This is a genomic window from Microvirga sp. jy35 (assembly GCF_056148915.1).
In genome coordinates this window covers 144516-159109 of record NZ_JBWBEW010000010.1, presented here as the reverse complement: position 1 = coordinate 159109, position 14594 = coordinate 144516, and the positions used below count along the sequence as shown (strand labels likewise).

The following is a 14594-nucleotide window of genomic DNA, read 5'->3' as shown; positions in this document are numbered from 1 at the left end:
CCGCATGAACATGCCCTCAAGTTTCAATTAGGACTGGTTCATGAAAACTGAACAGTGGAGCGCTGAAGAGCCCGCTGCGACATTATGATGATGACGAAGGTGAAGACGATGAGCAGGCCCAGCATCGCGCGCAGGCTGAGCATTTCTCCGCCGAAGCCGATCAGCGGCGGCCCGAGCAGCAATCCGCCATAGCCCAGCGTCGCCACCATGGCGACACCCATGCTGGCCGGGATGCCCTTCATCTGGCCCGCCGTACTGAACAGCACCGGCACCGTGTTGGCCAATCCGATGCCCACCAGGGCAAAGCCGATGGAGGCGGGCAGGGGCGAGGGCAAGATCATCGCGAGGGCGAGGCCGAGGGCGGAGAGCAGGCCGCCGAGCTGGAGGGTGCGTGCGCGCCCGAGATGGCGCACGGCAAAATCGCCCATGAACCGGCAGACGGTCATGGTCAGCGAGAAGGCGGCGAAGCCCGAAACGGCCGCTTCCAGGCTGGCACCGGCAACGGTCTGGAGATAGATCGCCGACCAGTCGACGATGGCGCCCTCGACGATGAAGCAAAACATGGCGAGCACCGCGAGGAGGATGACCGGACCCCGCGGCCAGGCGAAGCCGTGGCCCTCCGATGTCCTCTCCGTCTCTCCCATGGTCCAGAAGCCCGTCACCAGGAAGAGCAGCCCCATCCCGAGACAGGAGATCAGCAGCGTCGAGACGATCCCCACATCGAGCGCGATGAGAAGGCCGGACACCGCCGCTCCCGCCAGTCCGCCGAGGCTGAAAAAGGCGTGGAACGACGACATGATCGCAGCCCCCCAGGCCTTCTCCACCACGGTGGCATTGGTGTTCATGGCAATGTCCATGGTGCCGTTGCAGGCGCCGGCCACGAGGGAAGCGGCGATGAAGAGCGGCAGGCTTGGCGCGAGGCCCGGCAGAAACAGGGCAGCCGCGAAGGAGAAGGCCGCGAACAGAGTCATCGTCCGGCTGCCGACCACGGCGACGGCCCAGCCGATCACCGGCATGAGGGCGACGGCGCCGAGCGAGAAGGCCAGGAGTCCGAGGCTGAGCTCTCCGTCGGACAGGCCCAGCGACACCTTGAACCGGGGCAGCTGCGCCGCCCAGGTGCCGATGCCGAAGCCGTTGCCGAAGAAGATGGCGCTGGCCGCCACCCGCGCGAGGAGAAGGTCACGTCGTGTCATGGGGCGTTCCTAGCGCGGATGCCCGGCATGTGCACTCGTTTCCTGAACGATGGCAGCCCCGCGTTTCAGAAGGGCTGCGGCTCTCAGTCGATGACCAGACGCGGCTCGCCGTTAGTGAGTTCGACCTTTCGGTAGAAGCAGGATCGCCGCCCGGTATGGCAACAGCCGCCGTCGCCCGCGACCTTCACCTTCAGCAGAAGCGCGTCCTGGTCGCAGTCGACCCGCATGTCCAGAACCGTCTGGACCTGCCCGCTGGTCGCGCCCTTGTGCCAGAGCTCTTTGCGGGAGCGGGACCAGTACCAGGCTTCGCCTGTCTCAAGGGTCTTCGAGAGCGCCTGCGCGTTCATATGCGCCACCATGAGGATCTCGCCCGTCGCGGCATCCGTGGTGATGCAGGTGACCAGCCCGTCCGCTCCGAATCGGGGAGACAGGATGCTGCCCTCCTCGAGCTCAGTCTTGGAGCCGGCAGGCGGAAACGGATTGGATATGGTCATGCAAGGGCCTCAGCCCCGGCCGTTGCGCACCAGGGTGAGGAAGCGCACCTGTTCGGCCGGTTCTTCCTTGAAGACACCCGTGAACTGGGTCGTCAAGGTCAAAGCTCCCGCCTTCTGGATGCCGCGCATGGACATGCACATGTGCTCGGCCTCGATCATCACGGCCACGCCGCGCGGGGCGAGCGCCTTGACCATGGCGGAGGCGATCTGGGCCGTCATGGTCTCCTGCGTCTGCAGGCGGCGAGCATAGGCGTCCACAAGGCGGGCGAGTTTGGAGAGGCCGACCACGCCTCTGGTGGGGTAATAGGCCACGTGCGCCACCCCGAAGAACGGCACCATGTGATGTTCGCAATGGGAATAGAACGGGATGTCGCGCACGAGGACGATGTCGTCGTAGCCTTCGACCTCGCTGAACACCTTGTCGAGGATTTCGGAAGGATCCTCCCCGTAACCCGAATAGAGTTCCCGGAAGGCTTTGGCCACACGCTTCGGCGTATCCTGAAGCCCCTCGCGCGACGGGTCGTCTCCAGCCCAGCGCAGCAGGGTGCGGACAGCCGCTTCGGCTTCTTCGCGGGTCGGGGCTGCAACAGACTTGTCGGCCGCTGGATTCAGGCGTGCGGACCAGGACTTGACAGCATCACTCACTCGGAAGCCCCTTTCTCAACTCTTCGCTTAAGGAAGCCAGGCAAGCTTCCAATGTTCGCATGTTTTCCTGCACACAAGATCGTTGGGCCGTCTCATGCGGGAGTTTGGAGGTACCACGTTGTGTAGTAGATACCCATATAGAGTGAAAGGGTATATTCCCAACCGTAATGTCACATCCCGTTATGCTGAACGATATCTACAGCCGGCGCATTCTTGAACTCGCAGCCGATATTCCGCATCTCGGGCGTCTGCCCGATCCCGACGCATCCGCAACTGCCCGCTCCAAGCTCTGCGGTTCGGCGGTGACGATTGACCTGAAGCTTGAGGGTAATCTGGTGACGGCTTTCGCTCATGACGTTAAGGCCTGCGCCCTGGGCCAGGCGTCCTCCTCCATCCTCGGGCGTCATGTGATCGGCTCTACTGTGGAGGAATTGCGTGACATCCGGGAGACGGCGACCCGCCTTCTCAAGGCCGGCGGCGAGGCGCCGGAGGGCAAGTGGGACGATCTCAAGGTCCTGGAGCCTCTGCGGGACCACAAGGCCCGTCATGCCTCCATCCTGCTCACCTTCGACGCTGTCGTGGACGCGCTGAACCAGATTGAGGCGCGGCGGGTCGCAGGCATCGAATAGATGCCGAGCCCTGTCCAAAAGGCCGCTCACTGGGCCATCCGCGGCTATCAGCTGAGCCTGTCCGGCCTCATCGGCCGTCAGTGCCGCCATCTCCCGTCCTGCTCGGAATATACTGACGAGGCAATCCAGCGGCACGGGCTCTGGCCAGGGGGCTGGATGGGCTTCGCGCGGATCTGCCGGTGCGGGCCCTTCGGCACTCACGGGCTCGATCTGGTGCCTGAAACGTTGCCCGAGGCTGCCTCCTGGTATAAGCCGTGGGCATATGGTCGCTGGCGGGGCGTCAACGCGCCGGAAAATCCCTCCGCGATCACCTGCGAGGCAGCCGAATCTGACGGTGGCTGACTTCGCCTTTCTTCCAGCAAACCGTCGGCCCCGCTTACCTGCTCCGTTGGCAGGAGTGAGCCAGGAGACACTTTGACATGATTACCCTGACATTTCCCGATGGCGCCCAGCGCCAGTACGAATCCGGCATCACCGGCCGCGAGATCGTGGAAGGCATCGCCAAGTCGCTCGCCAAGCGCACGATCGCCATGGCGCTCGACGGCACGGTCGCCGACCTCGCCGATCCGATTACCCACGATGCCAAGATCGAATTTTTGAGCCGCGAAGACCCGCGCTCGCTCGAGCTGATCCGGCACGATTGCGCGCACGTGCTGGCAGAAGCCGTGCAGGAGCTGTTTCCGGGAACCCAGGTGACCATCGGTCCCGTGATCGAGAACGGCTTCTACTACGACTTTGCCCGCAACGAGCCCTTCACCCCCGAGGACTTCCCGGCCATCGAGGCGAAGATGCGCGAGATCATCGCGCGCGATAAGCCTTTTACGAAGGAAGTGTGGAACCGCGACAAGGCCAAGCAGGTGTTTGCCGACAAGGGCGAGACCTACAAGGTCGAGCTCGTCGACGCTATCCCCGATGGCCAGGACCTCAAGATCTACTCCCAGGGCGACTGGTTCGACCTCTGCCGTGGTCCGCACATGACCTCCACGGGGAAAATCGGCAACGCCTTCAAGCTCATGAAGGTGGCGGGCGCCTATTGGCGCGGCGACTCGAACAACGCGATGCTGACCCGCATCTATGCGACCGCCTGGGCAAGCCAGGAGGAATTGGACACCTACATCCGCCAGCTCGAGGAGGCCGAGAAGCGCGACCATCGCCGCCTCGGCCGCGAGATGGGCCTGTTCCACTTCCAGGAGGAGGGGCCGGGCGTCGTCTTCTGGCACCCGAAGGGCTGGACGGTGTTCCAGGAGCTGATCTCCTACATGCGACGCCGCCTGAAGGGCACCTATCAGGAGGTCAACGCACCGCAAATCTTGGACAAGTCGCTCTGGGAGACCTCCGGGCATTGGGGCTGGTACTCGGACAACATGTTCGCCGTAAAGTCGGCATCCGCCTTCCTGCGACCCAACGATCCGGAGGCGGACCAGCGCCTGTTCGCCCTCAAGCCGATGAACTGCCCGGGCCACGTGCAGATCTTCAAGCATGGTCTGAAGTCGTATCGGGATCTGCCGCTGCGCCTCGCCGAGTTCGGCAACGTGCACCGCTACGAGCCGTCGGGCGCGCTGCATGGCCTCATGCGCGTGCGCGGCTTCACGCAGGACGATGCGCATATCTTCTGCACGGAAGAGCAGTTGGCTGCCGAATGCCTGAAGATCAACGACCTGATTCTCTCCACTTACGCTGATTTCGGCTTCGACGAGATCGTCGTGAAGCTCTCGACACGGCCCGAGAAGCGCGTGGGCACGGACGAGATGTGGGACCATGCGGAAGACGTGATGACCCGCGTCCTGAAGCAGATCGAGGATCAGTCCGGCGGGCGCATCAAGACCTCGATCAACCCGGGCGAAGGCGCGTTCTACGGGCCGAAGTTCGAGTACGTGCTGCGCGATGCCATCGGGCGCGACTGGCAGTGCGGCACCACGCAGGTGGACTTCAACCTGCCTGAGCGGTTCGGCGCGTTCTATGTCGATGCGGACGGCCAGAAGAAGACCCCGGTCATGGTGCACCGGGCGATCTGCGGCTCCATGGAGCGTTTCACCGGCATCCTCATCGAGCACTTCGCCGGCTATTTCCCGCTCTGGCTCGCGCCGGTTCAGGCGGTGGTGGCCACCATCACGTCCGAGGGCGATGAATACGCCATGGAAGTGGTGCGCGCCGCCGAGGCCGCAGGCCTTCGGGTCGAGGCCGATCTGCGCAACGAGAAGATCAACTACAAGGTCCGCGAGCACTCGCTTGTGAAGGTGCCGGTTCTTCTCGTGGTGGGTCGCAAGGAGTCCGCCGAGCGGACGGTCTCCATCCGCCGCCTGGGAAGCCCCGAGCAGAAGACCATGACCCTGGACGAGGCCTTGAAGGCGCTTGCCGCCGAGGCCGTGACGCCGGACCTCAAGCGGGTGGCGAAAGCGGTGTCCGCGCCGGAAGGCCACGCGACCCTCGACGGACATCACGTGGTCGAGCGGACGGTGGCGTAAAAATACCGTGCGTACTCTCCTCCCCCTTGTGGGGAGGAGTTGGAGGTGGGGGTGTGAGCGAGTGCCTATGAAGGTCAGGCGCCCACACCCCCACCCTTGATCCCTCCCCACAAGGGGGAGGGGAATGGCGCTTAGGTTTCTAGCTCGGCTGCCGCTGCCGTCCGCCAGTGCGGCCACCCGGTGCGGTGCCGGCCGTCGTTCCCGCCGTTCCGCTGCCGGGATTGCCGGTCGCTGCGCCCGCATCGCCGGCCTCCGTGCCGGAGGCGTGCCCTCCCTGGCGCTGGCCGACCCGCAGGTTGTTCTGCACATGGGACACGCCGGAGACGGATTCCGCGATATCCTCGGCCCGGCGCCTCTCGTTGCGGTCGCGTACCGTGCCGGTGAGGGTCACCTCGCGGTTCTGGACCTGCACCTCGATCTCCGAGGCATCGATCATCGCATCGTCCGTGAGGCGCTCGCTGACGTCCTCTCGGATGCGTTCGTCGGAGCGCTGGTAGCTCTTCGGACCGCGGCCCTGATGCTCGCCCCGGCGGACTTCTCCGCGGCTCGCCGTGGCGTCGTTGCCGAAGCGGGTGTTGCCGGGCCCCATCCCGTAGTTGCTGTGATCGCGGCGCTCGTTCACGAGGCTCCAGGTGCGTTCACGATCCTGCATGCGGCGATCCTCCTCGCTGCTGTCGTCGCCCGGACGAGCGCGTTCTCCCGTGATCGTCGAAGCCCCATAACGCGGAGGATGGAAGCCTCTGCCAGCCGAGCCGCGGCCTGCGAACTCGTCGCCGTAGCTCTGGTACCCGTCGCCGCCGAAGCCGCCGCGCATGCGGGAGTTGCGGGCGCCTTCCTGGCCGGGATACCCGAAGCTGCCGAAGGCGGCGCGCACGTCGTCTTCCTCGCGGAAGCGGAACTGGTCGCGCCCCGGCCTGCGGGTGTTGTCTGTGGATCCGCGATTGCCGTTCTCGCGATAGTCATTGGGGCGGTGCCGGTAATCATCCCGGCCGGCGTCGTTCATGCGCCGCTCCAACTCACGGCGCTCATCGGCCGTCAGGCGAGCCTGTCCGCCGCCGCGGGTCTGGTCGGCGCGGGCACTCGTGGGCGTGCCGGAGCGGTCGGGCTCGGACGGGGTGGAAATGCGATGGAGCGCCCGGGTGGCCTCGCCTTCGACATCGGTCGCCAGATCACCGAGCGCCACGATGCCCACCAGATGCTTGTCATGATCAACCACGGGCAGACGGCGGATCTGGTGGTCGCTCATCAGCTGGACGATATGGTTCACATCATCGTCGTCGAAGCACCACCACACATTATCCGACATGACGTCCCGCACGCGGGTGGAATCGGGCGGGAGGCCTGCTGCCGTGGCCCTTACGGTGATGTCGCGGTCGGTCACCATGCCGCGCAGCCGCCGTCCGTCGCAGACGGGCAGGACGCCGACATTCATTTCATCCATCAGCCGTGCCGCTTCCTGGATGGTCCGGTCCGGACTTACCACGCGCACGTTGCGGGTCATGATCTCTGCGACTTTCATGAGCTTCCTCTCCTGCAAGGTCACGCCTTGGGAGTGCGGGCTCATGCGCGGCGCGACCTGTCACTGGTGTTCGGTCAATGCCGCCGGGCCGGAAAGGTTCAGGACGTCAGGGTTTGGCGAGAACCTCGATGTCGCGGTCAAGCCCGCTCTCGATCTTGAACTCGCGGGTGTGGACCTTGCCCTCATGGCGGGCGATCAGGACGTACTCGCCCTCGGCCAGCGTCACGGACGGGAAGGCGCCGATGGCCTCCCGGATCACGTCGCCGCCGGGGGTCAGCACGCTGAAGGCCGTGCCGGCAAAGGCTTCGCCGCCTTCGGATGCGACCAGCTTCATGGTCACGGTGGCGGCGCGGTGGTTGAGGGTTGCCTCTGTGACCCGGCCGGACTCCACTTTCAGGTCGCTGCGCATGATAGCGTTGGCATCGCCATAGGTGGAGACGATGTGGTAGGTGCCTTCGGGCAGGCGGATCATCTCGTTCGCCTTGGCTTCGGCGATCACGAGCCGGCCTTCCGAGTTCTGCGCCTCCGGCACGTAAACCGAGAACGCGAGGCGGTTTGCCGGAATTGGGCTCCCGCTGACCGCGCCTTTGAGCTGAAGGGCGCCTGCATTGATCGCGAGACGTTCGTTCAGATTGCCGCGCTGCACGCTGATGCGCTTCGAGGCGCTCGCGAACCCATAGGCTACATGGATGATGTAGTTACCCGGGGAAAGGGTGAAGCTCGGCGCAGGGCTGGTGGAGCGGGCGATGATCACCGGCTGGGAGGCGTCCCCGCGGTCCTCATAGATCCGCCAGACGAGGCCGGAGCGGATCGGCTCGTTGCTTCCGGCAAAGGTCGCCCCCGCATTCACCGTCACCTGTCCGATGGAGATCGGAGGCTGGTTTTGGGACATGGACGGCACGGCAGGAGACTGAGCCACAGCCGTAGACGCGGCCAGAAGAGCCAGAAGACCAAGGGTGGAAAAGCGTGGGTTCAACACAAGGAGCATCGTTCGAAAATTCGCTCGTTACCGGAGCGGAGCGGCAATGGCCGTTTGAATCGGCTCGTCCTCGCTCTTCACCATATCGGAAGCGGCTGCAACTAGATTTTCCAGGGACATCGGACGGAAGTGGAACTCGACCCGGTGACGCCCCGAGCCCACCTCGACCCCGCGGAACAGGAGATTGGTTCTCAGGATTGGGCGGCGCTCGCCGTCCACCCAGGCCTCCCAGCCGGGATAGTGGATGTCGTGCAGCACCAGCACGCCGTTGGCGCTGCTCTCGACCTCGATCGTGACCGAGTTCCGCTGGTAGCTGACGATGCGCGCCTCGCCCTTGGCCCGTTCGGGCTTCGACCCGGCCGGGGCGTATCGGGCCTTGAGGAGCGGCAGGCTCTCGTAGTCGATGAGGGCTTCCGTCTCGCGGTTGAACTCCGGCAGTTCCTCCTCGCCGAGCACGGCCTCGGAATCCACCGGGCTCACATGATGCGCCACATAGGCGCGGGGCCCCGAGGAGTTGAGGCGGTAGATCCACATTCGCCCGGTGCCGTAGACGACTTCGGCATCGGTCAGGCGCGGGAAGTGGCGCGGCAGCTTGTCGGCAGGACGGTCGAGAACGATGTAGTCGAGCCCGAGTAGGCTCGCGAGCTCGCATTCATAGCCGCGGAAGCTCGTCGGGAACTGGCGCAGGTTGGGATCCTCCGCGTTTTCCCCCGGACCGATGGCCCGCTCGTAGTCGGCGAGCCGCAACGGGTTGTAGCCGATGATGTCCTCGATCCCGAGCACCATGGAGGCGTTCTGCCAGGCTCCCTTCAAGCCGAGAATTTCCACCCGGGGATACTCGCCGCGGGCGTTCCGCTCGGCGAGTTCGCGCTTGAGAATCTGGAGGCCCTGCAGCTGCTCCGGCGGCAGCTTGGTGAAGACGGTGTAGCGCTCGGCCGGCTCCGCGTTGAGGGCCGAGGCAGCGTGGCGGCCGATCAGCTCCGCGCCCGTGAACGTTACCAGCACGAGCGCCATGGCTCCCCGCCAGCGCGGAGCGCCGCTCACCTTTGCAATCACCAGAACCGCGGCAGCCGCTGCGGCCAGGCTCATGCCGATTTCGATGAGGGCTGACGGGACATGCCCGCCCCTGACCGCAAAGGACAGAGCGCTGGCAACGGCTGCTATCACAAGACCCAAGGCGAGCAGTGGCAGAAACGCCCAGAAGCGTCCGAGGGAGGCACGGTTCCACCTGGGGAGCCCCTCTGCCATATAGCGATGCACGAGGTAGCCGCCCGCAAAGGCGAGGGCGATGTTGACCAGGAAGGTGGCATCCGCCGGCCTGCGGTAGAGGTTCACGCCCGGTACGTAGTCGAAGATGAACTCGAAGCCGGGGGTGTAGCGCCCAAGGGCGTAGAGCAGGGCGGCAATGCCCATGGCAAGGAAGAATCGGAACTCGCGGGCGAACAGGCGCCCGCCGGCGACGCCGTGCCAGATCAGCAGGAGAGCCGGGATCGTGCCGATGAACAGGTAGTTCGTCGCCCGGTCGGTCCAGGTTCCTTCCGCAAGGCTGTGCCAGTCAGGCCCCCAGTAGTCGTAGGTCCAGCGCAGGGAGCCGAAGACATTGCCGAAGAGCACGGTCGCCAGGCTCTCCGGGGGCAGGGACCCCATGGCCGCCACGCCGAAGCCGAAGGAAGGGCGCGTCGAGGTGGCGAGGAACTGCATCGTCAAGGCGATTGGAACGGCCAGAAGTGCGCCGCCGATCGCTCCCATGAAGATCACAAGCCCCAGGTGCGACCTGAGATAGGCGCCGGAGCGGGGAGCGGTCCAGATTTTGTGAAGGGCGACCGCAATGAGGGTCAGAGCGCAGAGGAAGGCGACCTGGTCCCGTCCGATGACCATCAGGACGGCGCTCAGCGCGAACAGGACGCCATAGCGGTAGGAGCGGCGGTCGAGCGCCTCTTCCAGGAGCCAGAAGGCCAGGGGGAAGAAGCCGTAGCTGAAGATCATGCCCGTATGCTGGAGCCGCGCCGTGGCGGAGCCTCCGAGCATGAAGATCAGCGCGGCCGCCACGGCGCCGGCCGAGTGCCAGCCGCGTCGACGGAAGATCGGCACGAAGGCGAGGGCGCCGGGGAGGAAGTGAGCGAACACGACCACGTCGAACAACTGCATGGAGGGTTCGGGCACGAGCCATCCGAACAGCAGCATGGTGGGCGTGAAAAGCAGGGACTGGGGATCGGCTGCCGATGGGTGGCCGCCGAAATGGTAGGGGTTCCAGAGGGGCAGTTCCCCATGTGCCAGGGCGGTGCCCAGGTAGCGCAGGGTCGGGTAGAACTGGTTCTTGGAGTCCCACGGAACGACCGTTCCCGTCAGGGGCCAGATGGAAACGGCGAGAGCCCAGGCCGCCAGGATGAGGCCAAAGGCAATGAGCGTCTCGCGCCTCGACCAAGCGATGGGCGCAGGGGGACTGTCGTGTCCGAAAATGGATGTCTGCATCGCTTTCAAGCGGCGTCCCGCCGGCTCACCTCGCCCTCCGGCGCCGCCCCTCAAGCCTGCTCGCGCAGGCTGTCGGGTCCGCCAGGGTTGAAACCTGCTTGGCGTCTGACCGCACTCCCCCTATACATCCGCTGCTGTTTCTTCTGTGGCAGCGGCCCGCCCTTGGGACGCCCGCGCTCCCTCAAGCGCATCAAGACGGCGAGACGATGGCGGGCTTGAGGCCCATCCTGCTCGCAGCCTTCGTGAGCATCCACCTTCATTGTTCCACATTATCCAAGCTGGATGAAGAGCCCATGAACGAAAGCCTTTCCCGCCTTCTGCAGCGCCGCTCGGTCCCATCGCGCTGGCTGGGCGAGCCGGGACCGAGCGAGCAGGAGATCGAGACCCTCCTGAGGGCCGCCTCCCGGGTGCCTGACCACGGCAAGCTGGTTCCCTGGCGCTTCATCCTCATCCAGGGCGATGCCCGTCAGCGCCTCGGCGAAGTGCTGGCGACGGCCTTCCAGGCGGATAACCCCGAGGCCGGAGAGGACAAGGTCGCCGCTGAGCGGGATCGCTTCGCCCAGGCCCCCCTGGTGATTGCCGTGGTGTCCCGCGTCGTGCCGCATGTGAAGATCCCGGAATGGGAGCAGGTTCTCTCGGCTGGCGCCGTGTGCATGAATCTTCTCAACGCCGCAATGTTCCTCGGCTATGGGGCCTCGTGGATCACCGGCTGGGCCGCCTTCGACCGGCGGGTGCTCGACGCGCTGGGGCTGAAGCCCAACGAGCGGATCGCCGGCTTCATCCACATCGGCACGGCCAAGGAAACGCCGGCCGACCGAGACCGGCCCAGCCTCAACGATATCGTGACCCGGTTCTGAATGTCTTTCGTTCGTCGCATTCCTGCGGCGAACCGGTATCCACTTCGCCGGGAAATGCTCCGCTATGTTCTACGAAACCGCCTCTAACGCCCATGGCCTGCCGCACGATCCGTTCAAGGCCATCGTCACGCCCCGGCCCATCGGCTGGATCACCGCCTTGAGCGCCAGGGGGGAGGTGAACCTCTCGCCCTATTCGTTCTTCAACGCCGTCTCCGAGCGGCCGCCCATGGTGGCCTTTTCCTCGGCAGGCAGGAAGGACGCGCTCACCTTCATCGAGGAGACGGGGGAGTTCGTCTGCAGCCTGGCGACCTACGATCTGCGGGACAGGATGAACCTCACCTCGGCGCCTCTCCCCCGCGGCGAAAACGAGATGGAGCATGCCGGCCTCGAGGCCGCACCGTCCCGGTTGGTCAAGCCGCCCCGGGTCGCCGAGGCTCCGGCCGCGCTCGAATGCAGGTGGCTCCAGACCGTGCCGCTCGAGCCCCTCGGAGGCGGCGATCCATCCTACTACCTCGTGATCGGGCAGGTGGTGGGGATCCATATCGACGACCGCTACATCGTCGACGGCCTCGTCGACACGGCCGCCATGCGCCCCATCGCCCGGTCGGGCTACCGCGACTACTTCGTGGCCACCCCGGAGACGAAGTTCTCGATCACGCGGCCCGGAGGGTGAGAGGCCTTATCACAGGCTACGAATCGGCGCGATTGATCAGGTCCGCAACAAAAAAGCGGCCCGCGATGGTTTCCCATCGCGGGCCGCTTCTTTTCTTAGGTTTCAATCGTCGCCAGGATTAGATGACGAAGAAGTCCTTGTTGGTAAGGGCAAGGTTCTTGGACAGCTGAGCGAACTCAATAGCCTTGCCTTTGCCCGAGCCGTCGGCATCGTATGACAGCACGCCCGTCTTGTCGTTGTAGATGACGTAGTCGTTCTTGTCGTTGGCCTTGTTGCCGATCGTGAAGAAGGACTTGCTCAGCTGCTTCGGGCTGGTGGGCGTACCTGAGCCAAGCTTCTTGAAGATGGCATTGTCCAGGTAGATGCTGTCGTCCTTGACCGAGAAGTCCTTGATCGTGTCGAAGTTGACCTTGCGGTCCGTGCTCGACGTGCCGAGCTTCGAGTCGAAGACGAAGACGTCCTTGCCCTTGTCGCCCCACAGGGTGTCGTTGCCTTCGCCGCCGGACAGCTTGTCGTTGCCGAGGCCACCCTTGAACACGTCCTTGCCGGCGCCGCCCACGAGGACATCCTTACCGGCTGTGCCGGTGACCGACTCGCTCGTGTCGTCCGTCACATCGATGGTGATGGCTTCTTCATAGGTTGCACCTGCCGAGTCCTTCACCTGAACCCTGATCGTGTGCGACTTTGCCTGCTCGTAGTCGAGAGCGAAGTTGCTGGCGACCTTGATGCTTCCGGTCGTTGCATCGAAAGCAAAACGTCCGCCTGCGTTGTCGAGCAGCGTATAGGTGAAGGTGCCGCCCTCCGGATCCGAGGCCGTCAGCTTGCCGATCTCAGTTCCAGCTGCCGAATTCTCGAGAATCGAGTTTTTCGACAGAAGGATGTCCCGCGGCGCATCGTTGACGGCATTGACGGTCAGCTTGAAGGTCTGAGGTGCGCTCTTCGCACCGGCGGCATCCACCACGCGGTACTGGAACTCGACAGGGCCGTTGGCGTCAGCTGCCGGAACGTAGCGGAAGGTACCATCAGCATTGAGCGTCAGCCCGGCTACAGAAGCAACCAGCTCGTACTTGAGAGAGTCGCCATTATCCACATCGGAACCGGATGGAATAGTGCCGGTGATGGCCGTATCCTCATTACCCGATGCACTATTGCCGGTGTTGGCTGCGACAGGAGCCTCGTTCACGCTCGTCAGGTTGACGGTAACCTCACGTGCCTCAACGTTGCCAGCTTCATCCTCGGCAGTGATCATCAGCACGAAGCTCTTCTGGTCGGACGTGCTCTCGAAATCGAGCGCACCGTCGATATAGACGAGCTTGCCGTCGACAATGTTGAACAGGTCTTTGTCTGCACCTCCGGTGATCGTGAATGTCACGTCCTCATCGGTGCTGAGCGTTGCAACCTCGACCGGTGTTGTCCTGCCGTCCGCATTTTCTGCAAGCGCCAGGGGAGAAGGTGCTTCTGGTGCGGTGGTGTCGAGCGTGAAGGTGAAAGTCGTCGCCGCTGACACATTGCCGGCCGCATCCGTCTGGCGGACGTACACCGTGTTCTGACCTTCCTCAGCCTCGAAGGAGTTGCTCCAGGTGGTGCCATCGGTCGAGTATTCTACCGTCGCGCCTTCCTCGGTGCCAGTGACCGCCAGTTCACCGTCATTGGTGATCTGGTCGCCATTCGTACCCGTGTCGTTCGTCAGTGCCACAGCCGGAGCCAACACTGTCTTATCGATGGTGACTGAGATTGGGCCAGTGGTAGTGCTGTTGCCGGCCTGGTCAGTCACAATAGCCCGGAACGTGTAGCTGCCATCGGCTAGGTCTGATTGGCTTGCGGTTGTGGTCGTCCATGCACCGCCGTCCTTTGAGACCTGATAGACTGCCGACGAGCCTGTCTCGTTGCCGGCGAGGGTCAGATTGAAAGAGTTATCGTTAGAAATGCGATCCGTGCTGCTGGAGCCGGTGTCGTCAAGGTCCGCGATGGACAGGGTGCCAGCCACTGGCGCAAACCTGTCGACGAAGTGGTCGGATCCGATCGGCTCGATCCCGACATTGTCCACGATGGCCGCATCGACCTTGAAGCCGACATCGCCTGCATCCAGATTGCCGTTGCCGTTGACGTCCACGTAGATATTGTACGTATTGTCTGCATTGCGCACGTAGACGAACGAAACCTGATCGCCGATTTCCAGATCAGCGCCCGGGGTCTTTCCGTCTCCCGATACCATCTTGAAGAAGTCGGACGTAGCTGCCGTGGGATTGACGAAGCGGACGAGGCCGCCCTCGCTGATCGCACCGGTGGTGCGACCGTTCGAGGCACCTGCGAAGTCCGGGCCATCGAAGGCGATCTTGATTGAAGATGGCAGGCCTGTTCCGACCTTGAGCACGTCAGGATCCGTCCACAGGGACTGGCTTGCTGCCGTAAGGGTGATCTCCACCGGTTTATTGGCTTCGGTTTGATAGGTCTGCGAGCCGTCGGCAGGGGTGCCGGCCAAGTTGGTCGGGACTCCTGAATCGCCAGTAGCGCTGTTGAATTCTGAAGCAATATTGACAGACATTAAATCTCCCATGTGCCCCATTTGGACACAGTTCTCGTGACTGCAGCCGCACAGTTGCGGCTTTTGTCGTTCTTGCTTGCCCTGCCGCTTCCAACCACGCGGAAAGAGGGCGATGTGTGGTTT

The 14594-nt window shown here is 64.0% G+C and carries 12 protein-coding genes; 5 read left to right on the top strand and 7 right to left on the bottom strand.

What is annotated here, in order from left to right; translation table 11 throughout:
• Nucleotides 1–38: 38 nt before the first annotated feature.
• The 3 genes from AC0QTX_RS10790 to folE form a co-directional block, all read right to left on the bottom strand.
• Nucleotides 39–1193, bottom strand: a complete 1155-nt coding sequence (locus AC0QTX_RS10790; protein WP_474603821.1) for an MFS transporter — start codon at nucleotides 1191–1193, stop codon at nucleotides 39–41.
• Nucleotides 1194–1276: 83 nt separating this feature from the next.
• Nucleotides 1277–1687, bottom strand: coding sequence for a phosphoribosyl-AMP cyclohydrolase (gene hisI / locus AC0QTX_RS10785; protein WP_474603820.1), 411 nt, complete (start codon nucleotides 1685–1687; stop codon nucleotides 1277–1279).
• 9 nt (nucleotides 1688–1696) lie between these two features.
• Entirely contained in the window at nucleotides 1697–2332 is a 636-nt protein-coding gene (gene folE, locus AC0QTX_RS10780) for a GTP cyclohydrolase I FolE (protein WP_474603819.1), read from the bottom strand.
• Nucleotides 2333–2514: 182 nt separating this feature from the next.
• On the opposite strand from folE, the gene AC0QTX_RS10775 reads away from it, so the two are divergent.
• From AC0QTX_RS10775 to thrS, 3 genes are all read left to right on the top strand, one after another.
• A complete protein-coding gene (locus AC0QTX_RS10775; protein WP_474603847.1) occupies nucleotides 2515–2961 on the top strand; it encodes an iron-sulfur cluster assembly scaffold protein in 447 nt (148 codons plus the stop codon).
• Nucleotides 2962–3303, top strand: a complete 342-nt coding sequence (gene yidD, locus AC0QTX_RS10770; RefSeq protein WP_474603818.1) for a membrane protein insertion efficiency factor YidD — start codon at nucleotides 2962–2964, stop codon at nucleotides 3301–3303.
• A gap of 77 nt (nucleotides 3304–3380) precedes the next feature.
• On the top strand, nucleotides 3381–5426 hold the full coding sequence (thrS, locus tag AC0QTX_RS10765; RefSeq protein ID WP_474603817.1) for a threonine--tRNA ligase: 2046 nt from the start codon (nucleotides 3381–3383) through the stop codon (nucleotides 5424–5426).
• A 139-nt stretch (nucleotides 5427–5565) separates the two neighbouring features.
• On the opposite strand, the gene AC0QTX_RS10760 is transcribed toward thrS, so the two are convergent.
• The 3 genes from AC0QTX_RS10760 to AC0QTX_RS10750 form a co-directional block, all read right to left on the bottom strand.
• Nucleotides 5566–6945 carry a CBS domain-containing protein gene (locus tag AC0QTX_RS10760; protein ID WP_474603816.1) on the bottom strand — a complete coding sequence of 460 codons (1380 nt, stop codon included), beginning with the start codon at nucleotides 6943–6945 and terminating at the stop codon, nucleotides 5566–5568.
• Between the two features lie 106 nt (nucleotides 6946–7051).
• Entirely contained in the window at nucleotides 7052–7933 is an 882-nt protein-coding gene (locus tag AC0QTX_RS10755) for a hypothetical protein (RefSeq protein WP_474603815.1), read from the bottom strand.
• An 18-nt stretch (nucleotides 7934–7951) separates the two neighbouring features.
• Nucleotides 7952–10396 (bottom strand): YfhO family protein, encoded by a 2445-nt coding sequence (locus AC0QTX_RS10750; RefSeq protein ID WP_474603814.1) that lies wholly within the window; start codon nucleotides 10394–10396, stop codon nucleotides 7952–7954.
• A gap of 293 nt (nucleotides 10397–10689) precedes the next feature.
• Between AC0QTX_RS10750 and AC0QTX_RS10745 the strand changes: the two genes are divergently transcribed.
• Complete coding sequence (locus AC0QTX_RS10745; protein WP_474603813.1) at nucleotides 10690–11253, top strand: nitroreductase family protein; 564 nt, start codon at nucleotides 10690–10692, stop codon at nucleotides 11251–11253.
• 64 nt (nucleotides 11254–11317) lie between these two features.
• On the top strand, nucleotides 11318–11926 hold the full coding sequence (locus AC0QTX_RS10740; protein WP_474603812.1) for a flavin reductase family protein: 609 nt from the start codon (nucleotides 11318–11320) through the stop codon (nucleotides 11924–11926).
• A gap of 118 nt (nucleotides 11927–12044) precedes the next feature.
• Here the strand turns inward: AC0QTX_RS10740 and AC0QTX_RS10735 are convergent, their stop codons facing one another.
• On the bottom strand, nucleotides 12045–14408 hold the full coding sequence (locus AC0QTX_RS10735) for an Ig-like domain-containing protein (RefSeq protein WP_474603811.1): 2364 nt from the start codon (nucleotides 14406–14408) through the stop codon (nucleotides 12045–12047).
• Nucleotides 14409–14594: the final 186 nt, after the last annotated feature.